Source organism: Mycobacterium sp. RTGN6, from assembly GCF_033804605.1.
GTDB lineage: Bacteria > Actinomycetota > Actinomycetes > Mycobacteriales > Mycobacteriaceae > Mycobacterium.
Genome location: NZ_JAPZKZ010000001.1, coordinates 310,133 through 336,212 on the forward strand (window position 1 = coordinate 310,133; position 26,080 = coordinate 336,212).

General features: G+C 68.4%; 27 protein-coding genes. 18 read left to right on the forward strand and 9 right to left on the reverse strand.

Going from position 1 to position 26,080, the window contains the following annotated elements:
* Window positions 1-11: 11 nt before the first annotated feature.
* A complete protein-coding gene (locus tag SLQ33_RS01490) occupies window positions 12-623 on the reverse strand; it encodes a heme-copper oxidase subunit III (protein WP_319452006.1) in 612 nt (203 codons plus the stop codon).
* Window positions 624-751: 128 nt separating this feature from the next.
* On the opposite strand from SLQ33_RS01490, the gene trpD reads away from it, so the two are divergent.
* Window positions 752-1,819: an anthranilate phosphoribosyltransferase gene (trpD, locus tag SLQ33_RS01495; RefSeq protein ID WP_319452007.1), complete on the forward strand. Its 1,068-nt coding sequence runs from the start codon at window positions 752-754 to the stop codon at window positions 1,817-1,819.
* Window positions 1,820-1,826: 7 nt separating this feature from the next.
* On the opposite strand, the gene SLQ33_RS01500 is transcribed toward trpD, so the two are convergent.
* Window positions 1,827-3,629, reverse strand: a complete 1,803-nt coding sequence (locus tag SLQ33_RS01500) for a DEDD exonuclease domain-containing protein (protein WP_319452008.1) — start codon at window positions 3,627-3,629, stop codon at window positions 1,827-1,829.
* A 90-nt stretch (window positions 3,630-3,719) separates the two neighbouring features.
* On the opposite strand from SLQ33_RS01500, the gene SLQ33_RS01505 reads away from it, so the two are divergent.
* The 4 genes from SLQ33_RS01505 to SLQ33_RS01520 all read left to right on the forward strand — a co-directional run bounded on the left by SLQ33_RS01505 (window position 3,720) and on the right by SLQ33_RS01520 (window position 7,225).
* On the forward strand, window positions 3,720-3,989 hold the full coding sequence (locus tag SLQ33_RS01505; protein ID WP_319452531.1) for a hypothetical protein: 270 nt from the start codon (window positions 3,720-3,722) through the stop codon (window positions 3,987-3,989).
* A 153-nt stretch (window positions 3,990-4,142) separates the two neighbouring features.
* Window positions 4,143-5,270: a peptidoglycan hydrolase RipC gene (ripC, locus tag SLQ33_RS01510; protein ID WP_319452009.1), complete on the forward strand. Its 1,128-nt coding sequence runs from the start codon at window positions 4,143-4,145 to the stop codon at window positions 5,268-5,270.
* Entirely contained in the window at window positions 5,239-6,072 is an 834-nt protein-coding gene (locus tag SLQ33_RS01515) for a peptidase (RefSeq protein WP_319452010.1), read from the forward strand. Before ripC ends, SLQ33_RS01515 begins: the two co-directional genes overlap by 32 nt.
* 10 nt (window positions 6,073-6,082) lie before the next feature.
* On the forward strand, window positions 6,083-7,225 hold the full coding sequence (locus SLQ33_RS01520; protein WP_319452011.1) for a glycosyltransferase family 4 protein: 1,143 nt from the start codon (window positions 6,083-6,085) through the stop codon (window positions 7,223-7,225).
* A 6-nt stretch (window positions 7,226-7,231) separates the two neighbouring features.
* Here the strand turns inward: SLQ33_RS01520 and SLQ33_RS01525 are convergent, their stop codons facing one another.
* Window positions 7,232-9,040 carry a long-chain fatty acid--CoA ligase gene (locus tag SLQ33_RS01525; RefSeq protein ID WP_319452012.1) on the reverse strand — a complete coding sequence of 603 codons (1,809 nt, stop codon included), beginning with the start codon at window positions 9,038-9,040 and terminating at the stop codon, window positions 7,232-7,234.
* A gap of 90 nt (window positions 9,041-9,130) precedes the next feature.
* On the opposite strand from SLQ33_RS01525, the gene SLQ33_RS01530 reads away from it, so the two are divergent.
* The 5 genes from SLQ33_RS01530 (at window position 9,131) to SLQ33_RS01550 (ending at window position 12,510) form a co-directional block, all read left to right on the forward strand.
* A complete protein-coding gene (locus tag SLQ33_RS01530; protein ID WP_319452013.1) occupies window positions 9,131-9,523 on the forward strand; it encodes a polyketide cyclase / dehydrase and lipid transport in 393 nt (130 codons plus the stop codon).
* Between the two features lie 90 nt (window positions 9,524-9,613).
* A complete protein-coding gene (locus SLQ33_RS01535) occupies window positions 9,614-10,051 on the forward strand; it encodes an SRPBCC family protein (RefSeq protein WP_319452014.1) in 438 nt (145 codons plus the stop codon).
* Window positions 10,048-11,307 (forward strand): ArsA family ATPase, encoded by a 1,260-nt coding sequence (locus SLQ33_RS01540; RefSeq protein ID WP_319452015.1) that lies wholly within the window; start codon window positions 10,048-10,050, stop codon window positions 11,305-11,307. Before SLQ33_RS01535 ends, SLQ33_RS01540 begins: the two co-directional genes overlap by 4 nt.
* Window positions 11,304-11,681: a hypothetical protein gene (locus SLQ33_RS01545; protein WP_319452016.1), complete on the forward strand. Its 378-nt coding sequence runs from the start codon at window positions 11,304-11,306 to the stop codon at window positions 11,679-11,681. Before SLQ33_RS01540 ends, SLQ33_RS01545 begins: the two co-directional genes overlap by 4 nt.
* Window positions 11,682-11,790: 109 nt before the next feature.
* Window positions 11,791-12,510: a lysophospholipid acyltransferase family protein gene (locus SLQ33_RS01550; RefSeq protein ID WP_319452017.1), complete on the forward strand. Its 720-nt coding sequence runs from the start codon at window positions 11,791-11,793 to the stop codon at window positions 12,508-12,510.
* Between the two features lie 7 nt (window positions 12,511-12,517).
* Here the strand turns inward: SLQ33_RS01550 and SLQ33_RS01555 are convergent, their stop codons facing one another.
* Complete coding sequence (locus SLQ33_RS01555; RefSeq protein WP_319452018.1) at window positions 12,518-13,810, reverse strand: glycosyltransferase 87 family protein; 1,293 nt, start codon at window positions 13,808-13,810, stop codon at window positions 12,518-12,520.
* A 95-nt stretch (window positions 13,811-13,905) separates the two neighbouring features.
* On the opposite strand from SLQ33_RS01555, the gene SLQ33_RS01560 reads away from it, so the two are divergent.
* From SLQ33_RS01560 to SLQ33_RS01570, 3 genes are read left to right on the forward strand one after another with little or no spacing between them, the layout of a single operon-like run.
* The gene (locus SLQ33_RS01560; RefSeq protein WP_319452019.1) at window positions 13,906-14,793 is read left to right on the forward strand and encodes a hypothetical protein; all 888 of its coding nucleotides are present in this window, start codon (window positions 13,906-13,908) and stop codon (window positions 14,791-14,793) included.
* A gap of 6 nt (window positions 14,794-14,799) precedes the next feature.
* Window positions 14,800-15,300: a polyadenylate-specific 3'-exoribonuclease AS gene (locus SLQ33_RS01565; RefSeq protein WP_319452020.1), complete on the forward strand. Its 501-nt coding sequence runs from the start codon at window positions 14,800-14,802 to the stop codon at window positions 15,298-15,300.
* A 52-nt stretch (window positions 15,301-15,352) separates the two neighbouring features.
* Window positions 15,353-16,750 carry a class II 3-deoxy-7-phosphoheptulonate synthase gene (locus SLQ33_RS01570; RefSeq protein WP_319452021.1) on the forward strand — a complete coding sequence of 466 codons (1,398 nt, stop codon included), beginning with the start codon at window positions 15,353-15,355 and terminating at the stop codon, window positions 16,748-16,750.
* Here SLQ33_RS01570 and SLQ33_RS01575 read toward each other — a convergent pair.
* Window positions 16,747-17,997 carry a protein kinase domain-containing protein gene (locus SLQ33_RS01575; protein ID WP_319452022.1) on the reverse strand — a complete coding sequence of 417 codons (1,251 nt, stop codon included), beginning with the start codon at window positions 17,995-17,997 and terminating at the stop codon, window positions 16,747-16,749. The genes SLQ33_RS01570 and SLQ33_RS01575 overlap by 4 nt on opposite strands.
* Window positions 17,998-18,020: 23 nt before the next feature.
* Here SLQ33_RS01575 and SLQ33_RS01580 point away from each other — a divergent pair, with 23 nt between their 5' ends.
* Window positions 18,021-18,425 (forward strand): Rv2175c family DNA-binding protein, encoded by a 405-nt coding sequence (locus SLQ33_RS01580; RefSeq protein WP_319452023.1) that lies wholly within the window; start codon window positions 18,021-18,023, stop codon window positions 18,423-18,425.
* 71 nt (window positions 18,426-18,496) lie between these two features.
* Here SLQ33_RS01580 and SLQ33_RS01585 read toward each other — a convergent pair whose 3' ends face one another.
* The 4 genes from SLQ33_RS01585 to SLQ33_RS01600 all read right to left on the reverse strand — a co-directional run bounded on the left by SLQ33_RS01585 (window position 18,497) and on the right by SLQ33_RS01600 (window position 22,493).
* Window positions 18,497-20,014, reverse strand: a complete 1,518-nt coding sequence (locus SLQ33_RS01585; RefSeq protein WP_319452024.1) for an alpha-(1->6)-mannopyranosyltransferase A — start codon at window positions 20,012-20,014, stop codon at window positions 18,497-18,499.
* A gap of 5 nt (window positions 20,015-20,019) precedes the next feature.
* Entirely contained in the window at window positions 20,020-21,105 is a 1,086-nt protein-coding gene (gene idsA2, locus SLQ33_RS01590) for a bifunctional (2E,6E)-farnesyl/geranyl diphosphate synthase (RefSeq protein WP_319452025.1), read from the reverse strand.
* A 90-nt stretch (window positions 21,106-21,195) separates the two neighbouring features.
* Complete coding sequence (locus tag SLQ33_RS01595) at window positions 21,196-21,813, reverse strand: LppM family (lipo)protein (RefSeq protein ID WP_413467566.1); 618 nt, start codon at window positions 21,811-21,813, stop codon at window positions 21,196-21,198.
* 89 nt (window positions 21,814-21,902) lie between these two features.
* Window positions 21,903-22,493 (reverse strand): GNAT family N-acetyltransferase, encoded by a 591-nt coding sequence (locus SLQ33_RS01600; protein ID WP_319452027.1) that lies wholly within the window; start codon window positions 22,491-22,493, stop codon window positions 21,903-21,905.
* A 278-nt stretch (window positions 22,494-22,771) separates the two neighbouring features.
* On the opposite strand from SLQ33_RS01600, the gene SLQ33_RS01605 reads away from it, so the two are divergent.
* The 4 genes from SLQ33_RS01605 to SLQ33_RS01620 all read left to right on the forward strand — a co-directional run bounded on the left by SLQ33_RS01605 (window position 22,772) and on the right by SLQ33_RS01620 (window position 26,070).
* Window positions 22,772-23,176, forward strand: coding sequence for a DUF3040 domain-containing protein (locus SLQ33_RS01605; protein WP_319452028.1), 405 nt, complete (start codon window positions 22,772-22,774; stop codon window positions 23,174-23,176).
* 332 nt (window positions 23,177-23,508) lie between these two features.
* Window positions 23,509-23,943 carry a division/cell wall cluster transcriptional repressor MraZ gene (gene mraZ, locus SLQ33_RS01610; RefSeq protein WP_319452029.1) on the forward strand — a complete coding sequence of 145 codons (435 nt, stop codon included), beginning with the start codon at window positions 23,509-23,511 and terminating at the stop codon, window positions 23,941-23,943.
* A complete protein-coding gene (gene rsmH, locus SLQ33_RS01615; RefSeq protein WP_319452030.1) occupies window positions 23,918-25,063 on the forward strand; it encodes a 16S rRNA (cytosine(1402)-N(4))-methyltransferase RsmH in 1,146 nt (381 codons plus the stop codon). Before mraZ ends, rsmH begins: the two co-directional genes overlap by 26 nt.
* Complete coding sequence (locus tag SLQ33_RS01620) at window positions 25,060-26,070, forward strand: hypothetical protein (RefSeq protein ID WP_413467550.1); 1,011 nt, start codon at window positions 25,060-25,062, stop codon at window positions 26,068-26,070. Before rsmH ends, SLQ33_RS01620 begins: the two co-directional genes overlap by 4 nt.
* Window positions 26,071-26,080: the final 10 nt, after the last annotated feature.

Sequence of the window (26,080 nt, forward strand, 5' to 3'; positions counted from 1 at the left end):
CTCATCGTCCGTTACCGGACGAAGTAGATGACGGCGAACAACGCGATCCAGACGATGTCGACGAAGTGCCAGTAGTACGACACGACGATCGCCGCGGTGGCCTGCGCAGGGGTGAACTTGCTCATCGTCGTGCGCGCCAGCAGGAAGATGAAGGCGACGAGACCGCCGATGACGTGCAGTCCGTGGAAGCCGGTGGCGAGGTAGAAGACGGAGCCGTAGGCGCTGCCCGGGATGGTGGTGCCCTCGCTCACCAGCTGGACGTACTCGTAACCCTGGCCGAGCACGAAGAACAGGCCCATCACGAACGTGATCACGTACCAGCGGCGCAGCCCGTAGACGTCGCCGCGTTCGGCCGCGAAAACGCCCATCTGACAGGTGAACGACGAGGCGATGAGCACCAGCGTCACCGGCACGGCCTGCACCAGGTTCAGTTCGGTGGGGTGCGGCGGCCAATCGCCGCCGGCCTGGGCCCGCGCGGTGAAGTACATTGCGAACAGTCCAGCAAAGAACATCAACTCGCTGGAAAGCCACACTATGGTGCCGACACTGACCATGTTTGGCCGGTTCAGCGAATGTACACGCGCCGTGATCGCGGTACCCGAGGTCCCTACAGCACTCGTCACAACATGAAGTATGACGCTTTGTAGTTGTTGAACTCCACCCGGGTCGAGACATTCGTCATTAATTCGGGCCCTCGGATACCTCCCGCCTGCACGGGAGCCCGGATCGGGCCGGGGATTAGGCTGCCCGCGTGTCTTCTGACGAATCCCCGACGTGGCCCCAGCTGCTCGGGCGACTGACCACCGGACAAGCGCTGCTCCCCGGCCAGGCGGCCTGGGCGATGGACCAGATCATGACGGGGGCGGCAACCCCTGCGCAGATCGCCGGGTTCGCCGTGGCGATGAAGATGAAGCGCCCGACGTCCGCCGAGGTGACCGAACTGGCGGACACCATGTTGCGGCATGCGCGGCGCATCCCCGCCGAGACGCTGGGTGGTGCCGCCGCCAATGCCGTCGACGTGGTTGGCACGGGCGGCGACGGCGCCAACACCGTCAACCTCTCCACGATGGCGTCGATCGTGGTGGCCGCCAGCGGAATTCCCGTCGTCAAGCACGGCAACCGCGCGGCGTCCTCGTTGTCCGGTGGCGCTGACACGCTCGAGGCGCTCGGCGTGCGCATCGACCTCGGTCCCGACGAGGTGGCGCGCAGTGTCACCGAGGTGGGCATCGGGTTCTGCTTCGCGCCGCAGTTCCACCCCTCCTACCGACACGCGTCGGTGGTGCGGCGTGAACTCGGCGTCCCGACCGTCTTCAATCTGCTTGGGCCGCTGACGAATCCGGCGGCGCCCCGGGCCGGCCTGATCGGCTGTGCGTGGGGCGAGCTTGCCGAGGTGATGGCGGGCGTGTTCGCTGCGCGCGGGTCGAGCGTGCTGGTGGTGCACGGCGACGACGGACTCGACGAACTGACCACGACGACGACCAGCACGATCTGGCGGGTGCAGGCCGGCACGGTCGAGCGGCTGACGTTCGACCCGGCCGCGTTCGGTTTCGAGCGGGCGCACCTGTCCGCGCTGACGGGCGGCGACGCCGAGGCGAACGCCGCATCGGTGCGCGAGGTGCTCGGGGGAGCGACGGGACCGGTGCGCGACGCCGTCGTGCTCAACGCCGCAGGCGCCATGGTGGCCCACGCCGGGCTGTCCAGCGATGCCACCTGGGTGCCCGCCTGGGAGGCTGGGCTGGCGCGCGCGGCCGAGTCGATCGATTCAGGGGCCGCCGAGAAGCTGCTCGCGCGCTGGGTGCGGTTCACGCAGAAGCTCTGACGCCGCTTCAACCGACTTGCGCGTCAACGTTTTTCGCCAAGCGCGGCTGCAACATCCTGACGAGTTCGGCGTCGTCGTCGACCGCCTGCGCGGCGGCGATGCGGGCGGACTGGGCGGTGGCCGACCACGTGGCCAGGCGGCCCGCCGACCCGATCGGGGTGGCATAGCCGGATTCGGCACGCACGATGCGCACCTCGGGCGCAGCGAGCCAGCGGGTCAGTAGCCCGGTTTCCTCGACGAGGGCCCCGCCAAGCGGGGATTCTGACGGCAGAATCACTTGTGCGGCAGCACATATCGCGTCGACGACGGGCATCGGGGGAACGCCCCGCGCGGCGTTGCCCGCCGCGGCGAGCTGGCCGTGGCGCATGACGGCGAGCTGCCAACCGCCCGCGCCGTCGGGCCGGGCGGCGACGAGCTCCTCGACGGCCGTCAGAGCACGCAGGCGCTGGCCTCTCCAGAGCCCGTCGATGGCGGTGGCGGTGTGGTCGCGCAGCCGCGCGGCCGTCTCGTACCGACCTCGACCCGCCAACTCGTCGATGTGCGCGAGCGCCGTCTGCAGTGCGGAGTCGTCGGCGCCGGCGATCAACCGGCTCGCGCCGTCGACGACGGCCGCGTAGTCGGCCGCGGTGACGCCGCGCGGGGCGGGACAGGGCGACAGCTCGCGTTCGACGCAGGACGGCCCGTGTACTGCCGCCCGGGCCAGCCGTGCCGTGCATGTCCGCACGCCGGTGAACCGGGCCAGCAGCGCCGCCGTCTCGACGGCGTCGGCATGGGCGCGAAACGGTCCGATCGCGTGGTCGTGTTTGGGTGCGCGGACTACGGAGAACCGCGGGAAGGCCTCATTGGTGAGTACCAGCCACCACCACCGGTGCGGAAACTTCGACCGTCGGTTGTACGGCGGCGCATGCGCGGCGAGCAGGCGCAGTTCGCGGACCCCCGCCTCGAGTTCGTGTGCGCATTCGACGTGGTCGACGCGCGTGGCCAGCGACGCCATCTCCTTCATGCGGGTCCTCGGATCCGCTCCGTTGAAGTACTGCGCCACGCGCCTGCGCAGATCGACGGCGGTGCCGACGTAGAGCACCTCGTCCGTCGGGCCGCGAAACAGGTAGACGCCGGGGCGTCTGGGCAGCCCGGTAGCCAGATGTCGGTTGCGGCGTTGCGCGGGGGTGACGTCGGGCAGGTACGCCCGTAGGTCCGGATAGGTGTGCACGCCCTGATTGCCGACGCGCTCGACGAGCGCGTGCAGTACGTCGACCGTGGCGCGTGCGTCGTCGAGCGCGCGGTGCGTCGGCGTGGTGGACGCCCCGAACAACTGAGCCAACGCGGACAGCCGCACGCTGGGCGCCTCGTCGCGCGTCAGCACGCGGCGGGCCAACTTGACCGTGCACAGCACCGGCGGCCGCGGCCACGGCAGCGCAGCGCGCTCTGCGGCCGCCCGCAGGAACCCGATGTCGAACCCCGCGTTGTGGGCGACCAGTACCGCCCCGCGGGAGAACTCGAGGAACGCGGGCAGCACGGACGAGATGGTGGGGGCGTCGCGCACCATCGCCGTGGTGATGCCGGTCAGCGTGACGATCTGGGGTGGGATGGCGCGACCCGGATCGACGAGAGTGGCCAGTTCCCCGAGCACTTCGCCGCCGCGCACCTTGACCGCTCCGATCTCGGTGATCGCATCGTGGTCGTTTCGGCCGGGAGCGGAGTCCGTGGCCCGGCCGCCGGTGGTCTCGAGGTCGACGACGACGAACGTGGTGTCACGTAGGGACAGGAGATCATCGTCCGATCCGAGGTCGGCGAAGCTCAGCTGCTCCATGGCGGTGACGGTATGCCCCGCGACTGACAGCCGTGTGATTTGTCGGTGGGCGCGGTTAGCGTGTCGAACATGAAGCGAGAGGAGGGCGGGATGGCACAGACGCCCAAACCCCCGGAGTTGGTCCCCGAGCCGACCATGCCGGACACCGGCACCGTCGTCATCGACTGCGACGATTGCGCAGTGCGCGGAGTCGGCTGCCAGGACTGCGTCGTGAGTGTGTTGCTCGGCGTTCCTGAGACTTTGCTGGATGACGAACGCAAGGCCCTGGAGGTGCTCGCCGACGCGGGGATGGCCCCGCGGTTGAGGCTGGTGCCCATCCATCGGCACCTCGAGCCCGGAGGGAATTCAGGCGCCGCATAACGACACGCGCTGTCATCGACAGCGAAGAAAATTCCCGTAACTCCTGCTAAATTTGCGCCTTCTGTTGGACAACCCCGATGCCGTTTCGTAACCTACTTGAGACCTAAGAGCAGTTCGACGCGATTCATAACGGCAGTTGAAGGACGCGAAATCTTGAGGCCCGACCGCACGCACCGATGCAAGCGTGGAATTCGACGACCCATTGCCAGCGCGATCATCGGCCTGACGGTCTTCGCCGGCATTCTCGCCGGAAGTGTGCAGGCCGACCCCGCCGACGACGCCATGGCAAAGCTCAACGAGCTATCTCGACAAGCCGAACAGACTACTGAGGCCATGCACGCCGCCCAGCTGGACCTGAACGAAAAGGTTGCGGCACAACAGAATGCGGATGCGCAGCACGCCGCGGACATGCTGGCCGTCGATTCGTCGAAGACGCAGCTGGCAACGTTCCAAACCGCCGTCGACAAGGTTGCTGCCGCTCAGTACATGGGTGGACGTACCGACGGCCTCAACGCGATGCTCACCGCTGACTCCCCGCAGAACCTCATCGACCAGCTCGCGGTACAACGGGTCATGGCCACCGAGATGTCGGTGCAGATGCAGAACTTCCGCAAGGCCAGCGAGCAGGCGACGCACATCGAGGCGGCGTCCGCCAAATCCGCCGCCGACGCGAAGACCGCCGCCGAGCAGGCCGCCGCCGTGCGCGCCGACCTGCAGTCAAAGCAAAGCAAGCTTCAAGTTCAGATCGCCGTCGTCAAGTCTCAGTACACGGCGCTCACCCCCGCCCAGCGCGAGGCCTTGGCGACGTTGCCGCCTGCACCGGAACCCGAGGTTGCGCCGCCCGATGACGGCCCCCAGGTTCTTGCTGCGGCGCCTGGCGGGATCATGCCGGGCGACATCGCTCCGCCCGAGGCCGCCGTGATGCCTGCGCCGGGTGGAGAGGGCATGCTCGCCGTTCAGGCCGCGCTGACCCGGATCGGCTCGCCTTATTCGTGGGGGGCCTCCGGTCCCAACGCCTTCGACTGCTCCGGCCTGGTGATGTGGGCGTTCGGTCAGGCCGGCGTCAACCTTCCGCACTCCAGCCAGGCCCTCGCCAATGGCGGCCAGGCGGTTTCCAGGGACCAGATGCAGCCGGGTGACCTCGTCACCTACTACTCCGACGCCTCGCACGTGGCGATCTACATCGGCGACGGCATGATGGTGCACGCCTCCACATATGGCACGCCGGTGCGCGTCGCGCCGGTGGACAATGCCCCGATCCACAACGTCCGTCGCTACTGAGCGTCCGCTCCTGGGCCTGCTGCTCGTCGTCGAACTGATCGTCGCCGTCGCGCTGCTTGGCCGCACCGGGGACGCGCCTGCGCCGCCTCCAGCGACCACGTCGGCGCTGCCCAGCACCCGTGCCGCGCCCTCGTCACACGTGCTGCGTGACGGTCGCACCGCGGAAGTCTTGGTGCTTGGCGGGGCGCGGGGTGCAGAACTGGCCGGGCACATCACCTCCGACCTCGACGACGCCGCCGACGCCGTCACCGCGTTCTGGGGCGACGACTGGCCTCGCCACGTGGTGGTCGTGCTGACGGGCACCGACGAGGAGTTCCGCGCCATCGGTGGCGGAGGGTCCGACATCGCCGCGACGACGACGGCGCAACGGATCGCGTTCGCGCCCGGCGCGGCCACGATGAGCGCGGGCTCGTTGAGAATCGTGCTGCGCCACGAGCTGTTCCACTACGCCGCCAGAACGCAGACGGCCACCGACGCGCCGCGCTGGCTCACCGAGGGCGTCGCCGACTTCGTGGGCCGCCCGCCGGAACCGGTACCCGGCCCGCGGCGGGCGGCCGAGCTCGCCGTCATCCCGACCGACGCCGACCTCGACACCCCGGGCCAGGTCCGCTCACTGGCCTACGACCGGGCCTGGTGGTTCAGCCGGTTCGTCGCAGACCGGTACGGGCCGGACGCCCTGCGGCGGCTGTACCTCGCGGCGTGCGGCCCGGGTCACGCCGACACAGACACCGCCATCCGCACAGTGCTGCACGCCGACACCGCCGAGGTACTGGCCGCGTGGCGCGCATGGCTCGCCGGATAACCTGTCCGCGATGGCTCGCGTGCTGCTGGTGACCAATGACTTCCCACCGCGGCGCGGTGGCATTCAGTCCTACCTCGAGAACCTGGTGAACGAGCTCGTCGCCGGGGGAGCGCACACGCTGACCGTGTACGCGCCGAAATGGAAGGGCGCCGCCGAGTTCGATGCCGCGGCCAAGACCACCGGCTACGACGTGGTGCGCCATCCCACGACGTTGATGGTGCCGGAGCCGTCGGTCGCGCTGCGCATGCGCCGACTCATCGCCCGCGACGACATCGACACCGTCTGGTTCGGCGCCGCGGCGCCCCTGGCACTGCTCTCCGGGCTTGCCCGCGACGCAGGGGCCGCTCGGGTGATCGCCAGCACACACGGTCACGAGGTGGGCTGGTCGATGCTGCCCGCGGCGCGAACGGCGTTGCGGCGCATCGGCAATGACACCGACGTCGTCACGTTCATCAGCCAGTACACGCGGAGCCGGTTCGCGTCGGCCTTCGGACCCAACGCGGCGCTCGAGCACCTCGCGCCCGGAGTCGACACGGCCCGGTTCGAACCCAACTCCGTCGCGCGGGCCGAGATGCGAGCCCGCTACGGACTGGGCGAGCGCCCCGTCGTCGTGTGCGTGTCACGGCTGGTGCCGCGCAAGGGCCAGGACATGCTGATCCGCGCACTGCCCGCGATCCGCCAGCGGATCGCCGGAGCGGCTCTGGTGATCGTCGGCGGCGGTCCGCACGCCGACGCGCTGAAACGGCTCGCACATGGCTTCGGGGTGGCCGAGCACGTCGTCTTCACCGGCGGGGTACCCGGCGACGAGTTGCCCGCGCACCACGCGATGGCCGACGTTTTCGCCATGCCGTGTCGGACACGCGGGTCGGGGCTCGACGTCGAGGGGTTGGGGATCGTGTACCTCGAAGCATCTGCCACGGGGGTGCCGGTCGTGGCGGGGCGGTCCGGAGGCGCACCCGAATCGGTGCGCGACGGCGAGACCGGGCTGGTGGTCGACGGCTGGGACGTCGGGGCGATCGGCGCCGCGGTCGCCGAGCTGCTGGCCGACCCGGACCGGGCCGCCGCGATGGGTCGCGAGGGCCGCGCGTGGGTGGTCGAGAACTGGCAGTGGAAGTCCAAGGCGCAGCGCCTCGGTGAGTTACTGGCCGGTTAGCGCCTGCTACTCGCCGTCCTTGGCGTACAGCGCGTCGATGTCGGCCGCGAACTTCTCCGCCACCACCTTGCGCTTGACCTTCAGCGTCGGCGTCAGCTCGCCGGTGTCCTCGGTGAAGTCGACGGGCAGGATCACGAACTTGCGGATGGCCTCCGCCTTGGACACCACCTGGTTGGCTTCCTTGACCGCCAGCTCGATCTCGGCGAGCAGATCCGGATCGTCGGCGAGGTCGCCGACGGAAGCGCCCGCGTCCTTGCCGTTGCGCTGCTTCCATCCGGGGAACGCCTCGGGATCGATCGTGATCAGCGCCGCGATGAACGGTTGCGCGTCGCCCACGCACATCGCCTGGCTGATCAGCGGGTGCGCGCGCAGCCGGTCCTCCAGAAGGGCAGGTGCGACGTTCTTGCCACCCGCGGTGACGATGATTTCCTTCTTGCGGCCGACGATCGTGAGAAAGCCGTTGTCGTCGATGGCGCCGAGGTCTCCCGTGTGGAACCAGCCGTCGGAGAAGACGGCCTTGGTCTCCTCCTCGTTGTGCCAGTAGCCGCCGAACACCACGCCGCCCTTGACGAGCAGTTCGCCGTCGTCGTTGATGCGCATGCTGTTGCCGGGCACCAGCTTTCCCACGGAGCCGACCTTGAGGCCGTCGATCCGATTCACCGTGATCGCCGCACTGGTCTCGGTGAGCCCGTAGCCCTCGTAGATCGACAGTCCCACCCCGCGGTAGAAGTGCCCAAGCCGGGCGCCAAGCGGTGCGCCACCCGAGATGGCGGATCCGCAGTTGCCGCCGAGTGCGGCGCGCAGCTTCCCGTAGACGAGCTTGTCGAACAGCGCGTGCTTGAGCTTCAGGAACAGACCGGCACCGCCGGTGTCCTGGGCCTGGCTCCACTCGATGGCGGTGTTTACCGCCGCCGCGAAGATGGGCCCCTTGCCGTCGTTGCGGGCGTTCTGCTCGGCGGTGTTGTAGACCTTCTCGAACACCCGCGGCACGGACACCACCAGCGTGGGCTTGAACACCGCGAGCGTCGGCACCAGGTTCTTGATGTCGCTGGTGAAGCCGAGCGTCACCCCGTTGGTGAACGCGGCGATGGTGATCGCCCTGGCGAGCACGTGCGCCAGAGGCAAGAACACCAGGAGCTTTTCGCCCTTGTCCAACTGCTCGGGGAAGCACGCCTTGGCACCCCGGAGCTCGTAGAGCAGGTTGGAGTGCGTCAGCTGGCAGCCCTTGGGGCGCCCCGTCGTGCCCGACGTGTAGATGAGCGTTGCGGGGTCGGCCGACTTGATGCTGGCGAGGCGGGTCTGGAGCTCACCAACGTCGGTGTTCTTGCCCGCTTCGGCGAGCTCGTCGAGTGCCGCAGGCCCGGACCCGTCGATGCGCAGCACCTTGCGTAGGTCCGGTAGCCCAGCCTCTTGCTGCTCGATCCGCTCGGCGTGATCGTCGGTCTCGGCGAACGCCACCACGGCGCCGGAGTCGGCCAGCACGAACCGCACCTGTTCGGCCGAGCTGGTCTCGTAGATCGGCACGGTGAGCGCGCCGACGGACAGGATGGCGAAGTCGATGATCGGCCACTCGTAGCGGGTGGCTGACAACACCGCGACACGGTCGCCGGCCTGGACCCCGAGCCCGATCAAACCCAAAGCGGCCGAGCGGATCTGGGCGGCGACCTCCTTGCAGGTGACGCCGGTCCACGACCCAGCGACGAGTCGTTGAATGATGATGTGGTCGGGGTCGTCGCGCTCGAGGTCGAACACGGCACTGACGACGTTGTCGTGCTCGCCGACTGAGAACGACGCGGGAACACTGATCTCACGCACGAACTTGGCCTTTCGGTCGATATCGCCTGGTCGCTTCAGCGTAGTCGGCCGCCGGAAGCCCACGTCGGCGCATGTGTGAAGCTGTCCGTGATGAACAGCATCCAGATCGCCGACGAGACCTTCGTGTGCGCCGATCCCATCGACGTGGGCAAGGCCGTGGCGAATCCGGCCAGCTGGCGGCGGTGGTGGCCGGATCTGCGGCTGACCGTCGTCGAGGACCGGGGGCCCGCAGGGCACCGCTGGACCGTCACCGGTGCGCTGACCGGAACCATGGAGATCTGGCTCGAACCGTCCTTCGACGGTGTGATCTTGCACTACTTCGTGCACGCCGAGCCGGCGGGTGTGGCGGCGTGGGAGCTCGCCAAGATGAACCTGGCGAAGATGAACCATAAGCGCAGGGTGGCGGGCAAGGACATGGCCTTCGAGGTGAAGCGGACGCTGGAGGAAACGCGTCCCGTCGGAGTGTCTCGGCTGACGCCATAGCGGGCCGGGTCGGAAGCTGGGCGGGTAGATTCCTGTGCGGAAGGGCGCCGGTCTGCCCTTCCGCGCACGAGCGATTCGGGGAAGAGAAACGTGGCGGACAAGACCTCGCAGACGATCTACATCGACGCCGAGCCGTCGACGGTGATGGACGTGATCGCCGACATCGGTTCCTACCCTGACTGGGTCGCCGAGTACAAGGACGCCGAGGTGCTCGAGTCCGACGCTGCGGGCTATCCGAAGACGGCACGCCTGGTGCTGGACGCGGCCGTGCTCAAGGACACCATGGTGTTGTCCTACGTCTGGCCGCCGGACCACGAGTCGGTGACGTGGACGCTGGTATCCAGCTCGCTGCTGAGGGCCCTCAATGGAGCATATCTGTTGTCGCCCAACGGTTCTGGAACCGACGTCACCTATGAGCTTTCCGTCGACCTGATCATCCCGATGATCGGGTTGCTCAAGCGCAAGGCCGAGCGCAGGCTCACCGACACCGCATTGAAGGATCTCAAGAAGCGTGTCGAGGTGCAGTGACCGAAGCCGAGGCCGCCGCCCGGATCAGTCTCTTCGTCGGCAAGGGCGGGGTAGGTAAGTCCACGCTGGCGACCGCCGCGGCCGTGCGCGCGGCCCGCAGTGGGCTGCGGGTGTTGATCGTGTCGACCGATCAGGCTCACTCGACGGGTGACGTGCTCGGCGTGACGGTGACGCCGACGGGGGAGCGGGCGCCCACCCGGGTCTTCGCCGAACTCGACACGGGCCAAGATGGTGGCTTCCTCGATGCACTGGCCCTCGACACGCTCGCCCTGCTCGAGGTGCGGTGGCGTGAGGTGGCCGGGGTACTCGCCGACCGATTCCCGGAATCTGACCTGGGAAACTTTGCCCCCGAGGAACTTTCGGCACTACCAGGCATTCAGGAAGTGCTCGGGCTTCACGAGGTGGGCGAGTTGGCCGCCTCGGGCGACTGGGACCAGGTCGTCGTGGACTGTGCGTCCACCGCCGATGCGTTGCGGATGCTGACGCTGCCCGCGACCTTCGGGCTCTACCTCGAACGAGCGTGGCCGCGCCATCGCCGGCTCTCGCTGGCCGCCGACGAAGCCACCTCGGCGGCGGTGGTGGCGCTGCTCGAACGCATTGCCGCGGGCACCGAGCAGCTCGGCGCGCTGCTGACCGACGAGGCCCGCGTGGCCGCGCATCTGGTGCTGACGCCCGAACGGGTGGTCGCCGCCGAGGCCACCAGGACCCTCGGCGCGCTGGCGCTCGTCGGCGTCTCCGTCGAAGAACTCATCGTCAATCAAGTACTGGTGCAGGACGATTCGTTCGAGTACCGCAATCTGCCCGAACATCCTGCCTTCGACTGGTACACCGAGCGGATCTCCGAGCAGCGGGTGGTGCTCGACGAGCTCGACACCACCATCGGTGACGTGAAGCTGGTGCTCGTTCCGCACCTGGCCGGCGAGCCCATCGGCCCCAAGGCGCTGACCGAACTGCTCGATGGCGCGCTGCTGCGAGACGGGTCGCCGCCGCCACGCCCGCTGCGACCCGTCGTGGACCGGGAATCAGGCTCCGGACTCGATTCGGTGTATCGATTGCGGCTAGAGTTGCCGCAGGTCGATCCGGCGGCGCTGACGCTGGGCCGGGTCGACGACGATCTGATCATCGGGGCCGCAGGCCTGCGGCGCCGGGTTCGATTGGCGTCCGTGTTGCGCAGATGCATCGTGGTGGACGCACAGCTGCGAAGCGGCGAACTGACGGTGCGATTTCGACCTGATCCGGAGGTGTGGCCAGCGTGAGTGGGGCTCACCCCGAGATTCCTCCGGAATTGCGGCAGCTGGCGGAAACGATCCTGAACCGGCTCGATCCCGCCGTGCGGTTGGCCGCTGCGCGGGCAACGGCGGGCGGTGCGGGCAAATGCGAGCAAGTGTGGTGCCCGGTCTGTGCCCTCGCCGCGCTGATCAACGGGGAGCAACACCCCCTACTCACCGTGATCGCCGAGCACAGCGTCGCGCTGCTCGCCGTCGTGCGCGCGATGGCCGAACCCGCCGAGGGCGCAGGCCACCCCGAGCCGCCCGACCCAACCGCGCCAGGAGGTCCGCCTCCGCCGGAGGACGAGCCGCCGCCGGGGCCTGGGCGCTACCAGCACATCCCCGTGACGGTCGAGGAGTAGTCACAGGATCTTCTACCGCGCTTCCCACCACTGCCGTGTGGTCGAGTCAACAGGCCGTGGGTAAGGTTGTCGCAGGGCACCGGCCGAGGCGCCCGCCGCGGGAGGGTCGATGTGGTACTGGTTGTTCAAGTTCATCTTCATGGGACCCTTGCTGACGCTGTTGGGTCGTCCGAAAGTCGAAGGGCTGGAATACGTTCCGGACTCCGGCCCGATGATCTTGGCCAGCAATCATCTCGCCGTCGCCGATAGCTTCTACCTGCCGCTCGTCGTCAAGCGCAGGATCACCTTCCTGGCGAAGTCCGAGTACTTCACCGGTTCCGGGCTCGCGGGTTGGTTCCAGCGCTGGTTCTACACGGCCGCCGGTCAAGTGCCCATCGACCGCACCGACGCGGACTCCGCGCTTGCCGCGTTGACCACCGCCCAGCGCGTGCTCGATGGGGGCAAGCTGCTCGGCATGTACCCCGAGGGCACCCGCTCACCAGACGGCCGGCTCTACAAGGGCAAGACCGGACTGGCGCGCGTCGCGCTGCAGACCGGAGTGCCGGTGATCCCCGTCGCCATGATCGGCACCGACGTCGTGAACCCGCCGGGGAGCAAGATGTGGCGGTTCGGCCGTGTCCAGGTGAAGTTCGGCAAGCCCATGGACTTCACCCGCTTCGAGGGACTGGCAGGCAACCGGTTCATCGAACGGGCCGTCATCGACGAGGTCATGTACGAGCTCATGCGCCTGTCTGGCCAGGAGTACGTCGACCTGTACGCCGCCGACGTCAAGGAAAACGCCGAAGCCGCTAAACCGGCAGCACGCATCCCCGAAGCCGCCGCGGGCTGACGCCCGCCTAGCCGGTCGCGACGACGGGCGCGGTGGCGTCCACCGCGGGACGGTCGGCGTCGTCGCGCCGTGGCACGAGTCGGCCCGCCACCGCACCGGACACCGCGATCACTGCGAGCGCCCACCACACGTACGGCCCGCCGACGAGCTGACGCCAGACCGACGCGGCCGACTCATGGTGTTCGGGCAGCAGCACGTACGGCAGGGCGACCATCAACACGATGCCGACGGCGCTGAGGGCGGCGAGCGCCACGTTGCGTTGGCGGTAGGCGATCACCGCGGTCACCAACACCGACGGCAGCGCCCACACCCAATGGTGCGACCACGACACCGGCGAGACCACCAGTCCGAACAGCGCGACGCACACCAGCGCGAGGACGGGTTGATGCGCGGCGAGGATCCGGCGCACGGCCCAGACCGTCAGCGCGAGCACTGCGAGGCACGCCAGTGCCCACAGCACGAACCGCGGCCCCTCGTCGATGCCCAGCCGCGCCAGCCCGCCCGCGATGTTCTGGTTGGTATTGAACGTGACGGTCCCGATGCGGTCCGTGTCGTGCACGGTCTCGGTCCAGTACTGCAGCGAGTCGCGCCAGGCGAAGGCGAACCCGACCAGGGTGGCGCCGACCGCCGAGATCGCCGCGGTCAGCAAGGTGCGGGTGTCGCGGCGCAGCAGGAAGTACAGCAGGAAGACCGCTGGCGTGAGCTTCAGCGCCATGGCCAGCCCGAGCAGCAACCCCCGCGGCCACGGCGTCTTGCGGGGCACGCAGTCGGCGATGACGAGCGTCATCAGCACCACGTTGATCTGACCGAACTCGAAATTCGACTGGATCGGCTCCAGGAACAGCACCGCGGGCGCGACGATCGCCGCGGCGAGCCAACAACGCCGCCGCCAGGCCGGGCCGGTGGTCGCGGGCCACCGTTCGGCGACCCGAAGCCGGGTCAGCACGATCCACGTCGACACGACCAACAAGACCAGAGTGGTGACCGTGATCGCGGCGCCGGCGACTGGAAGCGACAGCATCGCGAATGGCGCGAACGCGATGGCAGCCAACGGGGGATAGGTGAACGGCAGGTCGAGGCCCGCTTCGGTATGGAACAGCACCCCGTCGCTGTACAGCGGATTGCCGTCCAGCCACGCCCGTCCGCCCATGCGGTAGACGTCGATGTCGATGCGATAGGCCGTGTGTCCCAACAGCTGCCACGCCGCCCAGAGCAGCGCCGCAGCGGTGAGGAGCTGGAACAGCCTCCACGCCACGGTTGGCCACAAACCCGCCGTGGCGGGCAACCGCTGAGTACTCATGTCGGATCACAGCCTATCGGGGTGCGATGACGCGTCGGAGACGTATCCGACGTGTCCTGTCCAAGACCAACGCTGGTCGGCGTAAGTTTTCGTCCGTGGATCTGAGCTTCCAGCTGGACTTCGTCACGCGTGAGCGGCTGCCGTTGTTGTGTTGCCTGGTCGCGTTCATTCTCACCTTCTTCGTGACGCGAACCATCGTGCGCTACATCCGTGCGCACGCCGGCAGTGACGCTCCGCGCAAGTGGTGGCAGCCACGCAATATCGGGCACGGAGGTGTGCACATCCACCACGTGGTGATCGGGGTGGTCCTGGTCATGCTGTCCGGAGTGACGATGGTGACGCTGGCCGTCAACGGGGGAGTACCCGAATTCACGGTCGCGGCAACCTTCTTCGGGATAGGCGCCGCGCTGGTGCTCGACGAGTTCGCGTTGATCCTGCACCTGCAGGACGTCTACTGGGCCGAGGACGGCCGGACCTCGGTGGATGCGGTGTTCGCCGCGATCGCCGTCGCGGGCCTGCTCGTGCTGGGTTTCAACCCGCTGTCGTTCTTCGACGTCGGGGCCTGGCGTGACGACGACTCCTGGGTGGTCCGCACCTTGGTGATCCTTGGTGCGGTGCTGACACTGATGCTCGCGGTGGTGGTGCTGCTGAAGGGCAAGGTGTGGACGGGGCTGGTGGGGATGTTCATCACGCCCCTGCTCGTCGTCGGCGCGATCCGGCTGTCCCGTCCGCACGCGCCGTGGGCACGCTGGCGCTACACGACGCGGGCCCGCAAGATGCACAAGGCGCTGGTCAGGGAGCGCCGCCTGCGCAGACCCGTGGTCCAGGCGAAGTTGTGGTTGCAGCACGTCGTCGCGGGCGAGCCGCACTTCCCCGATGACAGCGAAGTCGATCAGCAGCTCGATCTCGAGATCCACCCCGCGCCACCGCCGCCGCCCGAGCCCGCAGCGGTGCCCGCCGGCGAGCAGACGGCGAGCGTCTGAGCCCTCATGCGCTACTTCTATGACACCGAGTTCATCGACAACGGCCGCACCATCGAGCTCATCTCGATCGGTGTGGTGGCCGAAGACGGGCGCGAATATTACGCCATCTCAACGGAATTCGACCCTGATCGGGCGGGCAGCTGGGTGCGCAAGAACGTGCTGCCCAAGCTGCCGTCACCGTCGTCGAAGCTATGGCGCTCGCGGCGCCAGATCCGCGACGAGCTCGAGACCTTCTTCGATATCGACGGCGATGCCCCCATCGAGCTCTGGGCGTGGGTGAGTGCGTACGACCACGTGGTGCTGTGCCAGCTGTGGGGGCCGATGACCGACCTGCCGCCCTCGATTCCGCGCTTCACCCGCGAACTGCGGCAGTACTGGGAGGAGCGCGGGTGCCCGCGCATGCCACCGCGGCCGAGGGAAGCCCACGACGCGCTCGTCGACGCCAGGCACAACCTGCGCCGCTACCAACTGATGACCGAGGGTGGCGACTGGGCGCAACGGGCCTGATCTGCACCTACGGGTTGCAAAAGCGGTTGGTTGGCGCAGTTACCATGTACGGGTGAACTGGACCGTCGACGTACCCATCGACCAGCTGCCGGACCTGCCTCCGCTGCCGGCCGACCTGCGCCAACGCCTCGACGCCGCGCTGGCCAAGCCCGCGGCGCAGCAGCCAAGCTGGCCGGCCGACCAGGCCGCGGCGATGCGGACCGTGCTCGAAAGCGTCCCACCGGTGACGGTGCCTTCGGAGATCGAGCGGCTCAAGCGTCAGCTGGCCGACGTCGCGCGTGGCGAGGCATTCCTGCTGCAGGGTGGCGACTGCGCCGAGACGTTCGTCGACAACACGGAGCCCCATATCCGCGCCAACATCCGCACGCTGCTGCAGATGGCGGTCGTCTTGACCTACGGCGCGAGCATGCCGGTGGTGAAGGTGGCCCGGATCGCGGGCCAGTACGCCAAGCCGCGCTCGTCGGACATCGACGCGTTGGGCCTGACGTCCTACCGCGGCGACATGGTCAACGGGTTCGCGCCCGATGCCGCGGTCCGCGAACACGACCCCTCCCGGTTGGTCCGCGCCTACGCGAACGCCAGCGCGGCGATGAACCTGGTGCGTGCCCTGACGTCGTCGGGATTGGCCTCGCTGCACTCGGTGCACGACTGGAACCGCGAATTCGTCCGCACGTCACCCGCAGGGGCGCGCTACGAGGCGCTGGCCGGTGAGATCGACCGCGGCTTGAAGTTCATGACCGCGTGCGGGGTCAACGACCGCAATCTGCAGACCGCCGAGATCTACGCCAGCCACGAGGCGTTGGTGCTCGACTACGAGCGCGCGATGCTGCGACTGTCCGACGAGTACCCGGAAGAGGCCCCCGAGCCGCGCCTCTACGACCTCTCCGCGCACTACGTGTGGATCGGGGAGCGCACCCGCCAACTGGACGGCGCGCACATCGCCTTCGCCGAGACCATCGCCAACCCGATCGGCGTGAAGATCGGCCCGACGACTGCGCCCGAACTGGCCGTCGAGTACGTCGAACGCCTCGACCCGCACAACCAGCCCGGTCGGTTGACGCTGGTGAGCAGGCTCGGCAACGGCAAGGTTCGCGATCTGCTGCCCCCGATCATCGAGAAGGTGCAGGCCACCGGGCATCAGGTGATCTGGCAGTGCGACCCGATGCACGGCAACACCCACGAGTCGTCGACCGGTTACAAGACCCGCCACTTCGACCGCATCGTCGACGAGGTGCAAGGTTTCTTCGAGGTGCACCGTGCGCTCGGCACGCATCCGGGCGGCATCCACGTCGAGATCACCGGTGAGAACGTCACCGAGTGTCTCGGTGGGGCGCAAGACATCTCGGACAGCGACCTGTCGGGGCGCTACGAGACGGCATGTGATCCGCGGTTGAACACCCAGCAGAGCCTCGAGTTGGCCTTCCTGGTCGCCGAGATGCTGAGGGACTAAAGCAATCCGGGCAGGTTGCTGCCCAACGTCCAGGCTCCTGCGGCCACCAGCCCGGTGAACGTCAGGATCACCAGGACCCACAGCAAGAGCGTGCGCCTCCCGCGCTGCCTCGCCCATTCGAACTCGCTGAGCTCGATGCCGGCGAAGTGGTCGGATCGTCCAGGCGCGGAACGGTCTTCGAGCGTGCGCTCGTCTCGGGTGAACTCCCGAGTGTGCTGGATGGGCGGGCGCGGCGCGGGCTCGTCCGGAACGGGCGTCCGCACCGGCAGGATCGGCTGCGGGGGCGCGGGCGCGGCGGTGGCCGCCGTCGTGCGCTCCTCGAGCACCCGGCTTTGGTAGGCGGCCGCGGCCTGATGCTGGGCCGAATTGCGCGGCGCCGGAACGCGAAAGGCGGGCAGGCCCAGTTCGTCGGAGATGGCCTCGAGCTCGGCGCCCATCTCCTGCGCGTCGGCGTAGCGGTCGGCGGCGTTGCGTGCAGTTGCGCACGACACGAACTCGTCGAACTGCGCCGGTACGCCGGTGATCGCGAGGCTGGGGGCGGGCACGTCGTTGTCCATCCGCTGGTAGGCGATGGCGAGCGCGCTGTCGCCGGTGAACGGCGTAGTGCCGGTGAGCAATTCGTAGGCGAGGATGCCGACGGCGTACACGTCGCTGCGTGGGCTCGCGTCGCCGGTGCCGACCTGCTCGGGCGACAGGTAGGCCGCGGTGCCGAGGATGACGCTGGTGGAGGTGATCTTCGCCTCGGCGACCGCGCGCACCAGCCCGAAGTCCGCGATCTTGACGTCGCCGTCGTCGGAGATCAAGACGTTCTCGGGCTTGACGTCACGGTGGACCAACCCGGCTCGGTGGGCGACGGCCAGCCCGCTCAGCACGGGACCCAGCACCGCGGCGACCGCGTGGGGCGGCATCGGACCCCGCTCGCGCAACAACTCGCGCAGGGTGCCGCCCTCGACGAGTTCCATCACCAGGAACGGGTGCCGCCCGTCGAAGCCCTGGTCGTAGACGGCAACGAGCCCTGGATCCTTGAGCCGGGCCACCGCGCGGGCCTCGCGCTGGAACCGGGTGAGGAACTGTTGGTCGCCCGAGTAGCGGGAATCCATCACCTTGAGCGCGACGGGCCGATCCAGTCGGACGTCGAGTCCGCGGTACACCGTCGACATGCCTCCGGTGGCGATCATCCCGTCGACGCGGTAGCGCCCATCCAGCACGACACCGACGAGGGTGTCCGATTGTTGGCTGGCTTCCACGCCTGCATCTTAGACTTGGCCCGGTGAGCAACATTCCGGCCGCCGAAGACGTTCTCGACCCAGACGAGGCCGTCTACGACCTGCCCTCCGTAGCCTCCCTGCTTGGCATTCCCGTGACGAAGGTGCATCAGCACCTGCGGGAGGGCCACCTCATCGGGGTGCGCAGGGCCGGCGTCGTCGTCGTGCCAAAGGTCTTCTTCGACGACAAGGGCCACGTCGTCAAGACGCTGCCCGGGCTGATCGTCGTGCTGCACGACGGCGGCTACCACGAAACCGAGATCGTGCGCTGGCTGTTCACCCCGGATCCGTCGCTGACCATCAGCCGCGACGGGGCCACGGAGCACCTGTCCAATGCGCGTCCGGTCGATGCGCTGCACAGCCATCAGGCGCGTGAAGTGGTGCGACGCGCGCAGGCAATGGCCTATTGACCGCACCGCGGTCGTGGCCTATTGACCGCACCGCGGTCGTGGCCTACTGACCGCACCGCGGTCGTGGCCTACTAGACGGCCTCGGTCGTGACCTTGTCGACGGGCGCTTTGGCGAGCCAATACCAGGCCGCCACAGCGCATCCCGTTGCCAGCAGCACGTGCAGCCAGGAGTACATGCCGTGTGAGCCGTCGGGTTTGAAGACGACCATGATCCACGTCGAGAAGCCGGCGATCACCGCGATCGCCGCGCGGCTCTGAGCCAGCACCGACACTATCGCCAGCGGCCAGGTGTAGTACCAGGGGAGCGCGGCGGGAACGAACAGCACGACGACGAGCATCGCCAGTGCGATGCCGGTCAACGCCTCCCGGTCGTCGTGCCGAAACCGCCACCACAGCAGCGGTAGCGAGATGGCGATGATCGCGACGCCGATGATGCGCGTGACGTCCAGCACCGCATAGAAGTTGACCGGCAGGAAGAGCCCGCCGAGCGCATTGACGAGGTTGGCCGCCGCCGTCGGCAGGGTGAGCCAGTTGATGATCTTGACCGAACCCGCGAGAGCTGTCAGCCAGCCGAGCCCGACCCCCGCCAGCCACGACACCACCGCGAAGACCAACCCGAAGATCGCCACCGACGCCGCAGTGGCAATGGCGAAGGCGCGCAGCGGCCCGAATCCGTGTCGGTCGCGCAGCCGGTGCATCCACATCCACACCATGAAGGGCAGGGCGATTCCGGCCGTTGCCTTCACGGCCACGGCCATGGCGATCAGCACCACGCCCCACCCCGGCCGGTCCGTGACCGTCAACGCGATGGCCGCCATCATCAGCCCCACCATCAGCATCTCGTTGTGCACCCCGCCCATCAGATGGATGATCACCAACGGATTGAGCACACAGATCCACAGTGCCGCAGCGCCGTTGGCCCCGACGTGGCGGGCCACCCGGGGTGCCGCCCAGATCAGCATCACCAACCCGGGCAGCATGCACAGCCGCAGCAGCATGGTGCCCGCGATGACGTCGTTGCCGACGACGTTCGTCACGAACTTCGCCACCATGATGAACGCCGGGCCGTAGGGCGCCGTCGTGGTCGTCCAGATCGGACTCACGTTGTCCAGCAACGAGTTCGGGTTGTCGATCGGCCCGACGACGTACGGGTCCAAACCATCGCGCAGCAGTGCGCCCTGGGCGAGGTACGAGTACGTGTCGCGACTGAACACCGGCACGCTCAGCAGCAGCGGAGCCAGCCAGAAACCGGTGGTCGCCACCATCGTGTACTCGGTCGCGGTGCCGTCGACCACGCGTCTGCCCAGCCACAGCCACGAGATCAGCATCACGGCGACTCCGGCCCACAGCAGCACCGACGACAACACCAAACCGTGGCCGAACCGCATCCACGACAGGTGAAGTGACTCGAGCAGCGGGTCGTGCAGGCGCGTGCTGCCTGCGCCGAGCCCGCCGGTGGTGATCAGGCAGGCGCCGAGGAAGCCCAGTAGCGCGGGCCTGCCCTCCTGAGCGGTTGCGAAGGCTCGCAGAGCGCGGACGTGTCGACCCAGCCCGGTATTCGGGTCGCGAGTCGAAGTGGGGGTAGTCATGCTCCTCAGGCGGACCGGTTGGAGGCCAATCTGCCGAGTTCGGCGAGGCCAACCTTGGCGTGGACGTCGACGGGGGCGGCGTGCAGCGTCTCCAGTGCGCGCCGCGTCAGCGTCGTGATGCGGTCCTCGACGGCGACCAGCGCGCCCACCGACTCGATGACCCCGCACAGCTCCCGCACCTGCGGCTCGGAGAGCTCGGTGCCGATGGACGTGCGCAACAGCTTGGCCGCAACGGGATCGGAGGCCTCGGCGCGTTCGACGGCCTCGGCGAGCAGCACCGTGCGCTTACCCGAACGCAGATCGTCACCAGAGGGCTTGCCGGTGACTGCCGGGTCGCCGAACACCCCGAGCACGTCGTCGCGGAGTTGGAACGCGATGCCGAGGTCGGTGCCGAGCTCGTGAAAGATCGCCTGAACGTCGGGGCGGTCGGCGGCGGCTGCTGCACCGAGCTGCAGCGGGCGCGAGACGGTGTAGGACGCCGTCTTGTAGGTGTTGACCGTCATGGCCGACGCCACGGAGTCCGCTCCGCTGGCCTCGGCGGCGATGTCGAGGTACTGCCCGCCGAGCACCTCGGTGCGAATGTCGGCCCACACGCGCTGCACCCTTCGGTGCGCATCGAGGGGCAGTTCGGCGGTGGCGACGATGTCGTCGGCCCAGACCAGCGCGAGGTCGCCGAGCAGGATCGCCGCGGAAACGCCGAACTGGTCGGCGCTTCCGTGCCAGTTCCGCTCCCGGTGCCGGTCTGCGAACGAGCGGTGCACGGTCGGAAAGCCACGGCGCGTCGCGGACGCGTCGATGACGTCGTCGTGCACGAGGGCGCACGCCTGTAGGAGCTCGAGTGCGGAGAACAGCCGAAGCACGTCCGGGCCGGCGACCGCGCCCTCGGGGGCCACCGCGCGCCAGCCCCAGTAGGCGAACGCGGGTCGGAGCCGCTTACCGCCGCGCAGTACGAATTCCTCGAGGGCGGCCGTCACCTCGGAGTAGTCGGCCCCGATGTAGGCGGCGTCCTTGCGACGCCCGCCGAGATAGTCCCGCAGTTGGTCGGTGACGGCGCTCGTCAACTCGACCGCCGACGGTGCCGCTGTATCCACGCTCAGCCGGCTGCCCTTTCGCTACCCCACGTACCCAGCACTACCCTGAAGTGCCTTCAGAGTAGAGCCTGGAAACGGATTCGAGGCAACTCAGCGCTGTTCGTGAGGGTTCGCCAGCACCGGACTACGGTCGCGGCTCATCCACGCCACCCCGCCCAGCACCCCCGCCACGAGGAACGCTCCGATGGCCAGCCAGATCGCGGCGCCGGTGAACGACCGCGCGCTCGGGTCGGTGTAGCGGGCCTGCGCGTTCATGGTGCTGACCACGCCGGGCTTGAGCTTCCACTCGACGACGTCCGATGACACCTGCTCGCCGTTGGTCGACGTGACGTCGCCAGGGAACGCCACGGACAGCGACACGTCGGCATCTGGGTCGTTGAGCGACGTGAGGTCGGCGCGGCCTTCGAGGATCACCAGGTCGCCTGCGCGACGCAGTGAGATGTCGACGCCTGCGGCGTCGCGGTTCATGTTCGCGAGCTGCGGCAGTTCGGCGAACGTCAGGTCCGAGAACACCGCCTGTGAACCGACGTAGTCGTCGCGCTCGTAGCTCGACACCGACACCTTGTTGCTGAACGGAAGCGTGTTGAGCAGTTGGGGGCCCTTGTCGTCGCCGTCACGCGGTTTGGCGGAGGCGATGATCTGGCCCGACACCCGGTCGTCCGGCGACACCGTGATCGACGCCCTCACCCGGACGCACCCTGCGGCCATCGGCACGATGATCAGCAGTAGCAGCAGGGCCACAAAGCGGGTGGCGCGTCTATGGGCGGGCACCGGGTCATCGTGCCATGTTGCGCTGCTCAGAGCGGCAGGGACCGGCCGAGGATTGCGAACGGCCGGGGGTCGCCGGCGAAGTGGTAGCCCCGGATCACGTCGTTGAACCCCAGTCTGCGGTACAGCCGCCACGCTCGGTTGGACTCGCCGTTGATCTCCGGGGTGGACAGCAGCACGTGCGATTCGTCGCGTCCTGCGAGCAGGCGCCGGGTGAGCGCCTCGCCAAGGCCGCGCCCCTGGGCCCGCGGGGCGATGTGCAGTTCGGTGAGCTCGAAGTAACTCGTCATCAACTCGGTGATGCGGGTGGCGTCGGTGCCGCCGCGATGGAGACCCGCGACCACTTGCTGCTGCCACCACTGGTCGGGAGCTCCGCAGTACCCGTATGCCACGCCGAGCATCGGCGCGGCGGCCAGCGCCGCCGGATCGGTCGAGCCGTCGGCGGCGTCGACGGCGGCGACGGCCTTCCAGCCGTGTCGGCGGGTGTGCTCCAACCACATCGATGCGCGTTGTTCCTCGGTTCCGCGCGGATAACGCATGGCCTCGACGTAGATGGCGAGCGCATCGGTGACTCTGGAGTGCATGTCGCCCGGCGACAGGTCGATCAGAAACGTCGACAAAACCTCGGTGCCCTTCGCGCGCTTCGGGTGCGGATGCGGACCCGCCTGCGACCGGATCGGTCGCCGCAGGAGCCGATGCCATTATCCGGTCGACGCCGGGTCACTGGTGGGGCGCCTCGCCAGCCGCGGCCAACGTCATACAATCGTGGGACGAAGTAGGTGGTACGGCTCAGATTGACCTCGTATCATTACTGTTAGTCGCCCGTCTGTGCGGGCACACGTCGTTGAACAGTTCAGTAGGCCCCGGCAGTTGGCGGAGTCAGGCAAGGGAGGCACGCATGCCACTCTCCGATCATGAGCAGCGCATGCTCGACCAGATCGAGAGCGCGCTCTATGCCGAGGACCCCAAGTTCGCATCGAGCGTGCGTGGCGGCACGCTGCGCGCACCGTCGGCACGTCGGCGGCTGCAGGGGGCCCTGCTGTTCGCGATCGGTCTAGCGCTCCTGGTTTCGGGAGTGCCGTTGTACACCAACGTCAGTCACGTCTTCCTCATTCTCAGCATCATCGGGTTCGTCGTGATGTTCGGTGGCGTGGTGTTCGCCATCACCGGCCCCCGGGTCGCAGGCGGACGTGAGCGTGCCGCCGGTGAGGCGGGCGGTTCGCGGGCGAAGCGGGGCAAGGGTTCCGGCGGCTCGTTCACGAGTCGCATGGAGGACCGCTTCCGCCGCCGTTTCGAAGAGTGACCACCGCTTCTTGACGTTGGGGTAGCTCCAGTTCGGAGCTGCCCCAATTTTCTTTGCGCAACGACACGCCGGGCGAACGCTTTGCCGGGTGTTCAGCAGGTTTGCCGCCCCACCCCGCCCCACTGCACGTCGCTGGGGTTGCTAGCTGGGGTTTTCCCATGCGCTGGGCATGTTTCGCGGCGCTCGTGCGGGTCCGATAGGGCCGTTGGTGGCGAATGGTGGGGGAGTTGACCAATCTTTTGCCAGTGGATGGAGCTAAGTGGGGGATTGTGGGGTAAAGTGGCGACCAGCGGAGCAACCGGGGTTCCGCTGGAGGGCTCGGAGGTGGCGGGATGTTTCTCGGCACCTACACGCCCAAGCTCGATGACAAGGGGCGGCTGACGCTGCCCGCCAAGTTCCGCGATGCGCTGGCAGGGGGGTTGATGGTCACCAAGAGCCAAGATCACAGCCTTGCCGTCTATCCGCGGGCCACGTTCGAAGCCATGATCACCGAGAAGAACGAGCGGGCATCACGCGGCAATCCGGAGGCCCGCGCCTACCTGCGAAACCTGGCCGCAGCCACTGACGAGCAGCATCCCGACACACAAGGTCGGATCACGCTGTCGGCCGACCACCGCCGCTACGCGAACCTCACCAAGGAGTGCGTCGTGATCGGCTCCATCGGTTTCCTGGAGATCTGGGACGCCCAGGCCTGGCAGGACTACCAGAACGCCCACGAAGAGAACTTCTCAGCGGCCTCCGATGAAGCTCTCCACGACATCATCTGATTCGGAGGCTGGCCCTGCCCTAGCCCATGCATCGTGGCCTCTGCCCGAACCGACCCTGGCGTACTTCCCCAACGCCAGGTTCGCGACCTCGGACAGGGACCTCGATGCAGGGGCACTCCTTCTTCTCGAGGCTGCCGTCATGCCCGAATCCCGCGACCAGGACTACCCCCACGTCCCCGTCCTGCTCGACCGCTGCGTCGAACTGCTCACCCCCGCCCTGACCCGCCACGATTCCACGGGTGCAGGCGCGGTGCTGGTGGACGCCACCTTGGGCGCCGGCGGGCACGCCGAGCGCTTCCTCACTGACCTACCGGGGCTGCGGCTCGTCGGCCTCGACCGCGACCCCACCGCGCTGGCCATCGCCGAGACCCGGCTGAGCCGATTCGGCGACCGGGTCACGTTCGTCCGGACCCGCTACGACGGGTACTGGGCGGACCGCGCGGACGCCGACGTCGACGGCGTGCTGTTCGACCTCGGCGTCTCGTCGATGCAGCTGGACCGGCGCGAGCGTGGCTTCTCCTATTCGCATGATGCGCCGCTCGACATGCGCATGGACCCAGACGCCCCGCTGACCGCCGCCGACGTGCTCAACACCTACGACGTCAAGGAGCTCGCCCGGGTGCTGCGCGAGTTCGGTGACGAACGGTTCGCCTCGCGCATCGCCAAGGAGGTCGTGAAACGCAGGCAGCGCGCCCCCTTCGCCACCACCGGAGAGCTCGTCGAACTGCTGTACGCGGCAATTCCCGCGCCGGCCAGACGTACCGGCGGGCACCCCGCCAAGCGCACCTTCCAGGCGCTTCGCACCGCGGTGAACGGCGAGCTCGACTCGTTGCGCGATGCGTTGCCCGCCGCGATGGATGCGTTGCCGTCGGGCGGACGCATCGTCGTCATGTCGTACCAGTCACTCGAGGACAAGATCGTCAAGAGCGAGTTCGCCGCGGCGACGGCCTCGCGCTCGCCCGTTGGGCTGCCGGTGGAACTGCCAGGCTACGAACCCGACTTCGTCGCGTTGACCCGCGGGGCCGAGAAGGCGAACGCCGAAGAGCTCGAGTTCAACCCCCGCAGCGCGTCGGTTCGGCTGCGTGCCCTGGAAAAGGTTGCTAGAAGGGATGGTTCGTGATGGCCAAGCGAGTCGAAAAGCAGCGCGCAGGCAATGAGCGACGTCGTCGCCACCCCGAGAGTGCAGTGCCCCGGCGGGCTGGTGAGGGGAGTCCTCGTCCCCGCAAGCCTGCCAAGGAGCAGCGGCCCGTCCGTTCGGCGCCGCGCACCACCCCGATCGCGCGGCCGTCCACCACGCCGGCACCTGCGAAGAACAGCGCCCAGGCGAAGGCGCGGGCCAAGGCACGTAAGGCCAAGGCGCCCAAGATCGTTCGCCCGCCATTGCGGGAGCGGATACTCGTCAAGCTCTCGTCGATCGACCTGAACCCGCGCAACTACGTCACCAGGGTGCCGTTCGTCGTACTCGTCATTGGGGCGCTCGGCATCGGGCTCGCCGTCACGCTGTGGCTGTCGACCGACGCCGCCGAGCGGTCCTACCAGTTGGGCCACGCGCGTGAGGTCAATCAGGCGCTGCTGCAACAGAAGGAAGCGCTCGAGCGTCAGGTGCTCGAGGCGCAGGCCGCTCCCGCGCTCGCCGAGTCGGCCCGCGGGCTCGGAATGATCCCGTCGCGGGACACCGCGCACTTGGTCCAGGATCCCTCCGGCACCTGGGTCGTGGTCGGGACGCCGAAGCCGGCCGAAGGCGTTTCGCCGCCGCCGCTGAACTCCCCGCTGCCCGAGCCGACGCCACCGGGCCCGCCGCCGCCGCCCGCGCCGCGGGTCGTCGAACCACGTGAATTGGCAGTGCATCTGCCGCCAAGGGCCGCCCAGGCGCCGAATCCGGAGGCTTCCGTACCGGCCGCGCTGCCCGGGCTCGGCGTGCCCGCGGCGCCCGTCGTCGCGGCGCCGGGTGCCGAGGTGCCCACTCTGCCCGTGCCCGCTCCGCCGGCCGGGCCCGCGGAGCTCCCGGTCTCGCCGCTGTCCGTCGACGTTGAGCATGCGCCCACGTCACCGGAGACGCGTCCACTTCCGGGGCCGGCCGCCGACACTGAACTGCTCGCCCCCGCGCCGGCCGGGGCGCCCGCGTGAGTCGTGCCGA

Excerpts from the sequence above, each read along its gene's own strand:
- SLQ33_RS01500 (WP_319452008.1), bottom strand. The coding sequence starts at position 3,629 with ATGGAGCAGCTGAGCTTCGCCGACCTCGGATCGGACGATGATCTCCTG.
- SLQ33_RS01505 (WP_319452531.1), top strand. The coding sequence starts at position 3,720 with ATGGCACAGACGCCCAAACCCCCGGAGTTGGTCCCCGAGCCGACCATG.
- SLQ33_RS01515 (WP_319452010.1), top strand. The coding sequence starts at position 5,239 with ATGCCCCGATCCACAACGTCCGTCGCTACTGAGCGTCCGCTCCTGGGC.
- SLQ33_RS01520 (WP_319452011.1), top strand. The coding sequence starts at position 6,083 with ATGGCTCGCGTGCTGCTGGTGACCAATGACTTCCCACCGCGGCGCGGT.
- SLQ33_RS01530 (WP_319452013.1), top strand. The coding sequence starts at position 9,131 with ATGAACAGCATCCAGATCGCCGACGAGACCTTCGTGTGCGCCGATCCC.
- SLQ33_RS01550 (WP_319452017.1), top strand. The coding sequence starts at position 11,791 with ATGTGGTACTGGTTGTTCAAGTTCATCTTCATGGGACCCTTGCTGACG.
- SLQ33_RS01555 (WP_319452018.1), bottom strand. The coding sequence starts at position 13,810 with ATGAGTACTCAGCGGTTGCCCGCCACGGCGGGTTTGTGGCCAACCGTG.
- SLQ33_RS01565 (WP_319452020.1), top strand. The coding sequence starts at position 14,800 with ATGCGCTACTTCTATGACACCGAGTTCATCGACAACGGCCGCACCATC.
- SLQ33_RS01585 (WP_319452024.1), bottom strand. The coding sequence starts at position 20,014 with ATGACTACCCCCACTTCGACTCGCGACCCGAATACCGGGCTGGGTCGA.
- SLQ33_RS01595 (WP_413467566.1), bottom strand. The coding sequence starts at position 21,813 with ATGGCCGCAGGGTGCGTCCGGGTGAGGGCGTCGATCACGGTGTCGCCG.
- SLQ33_RS01605 (WP_319452028.1), top strand. The coding sequence starts at position 22,772 with ATGCCACTCTCCGATCATGAGCAGCGCATGCTCGACCAGATCGAGAGC.
- mraZ (WP_319452029.1), top strand. The coding sequence starts at position 23,509 with ATGTTTCTCGGCACCTACACGCCCAAGCTCGATGACAAGGGGCGGCTG.
- rsmH (WP_319452030.1), top strand. The coding sequence starts at position 23,918 with ATGAAGCTCTCCACGACATCATCTGATTCGGAGGCTGGCCCTGCCCTA.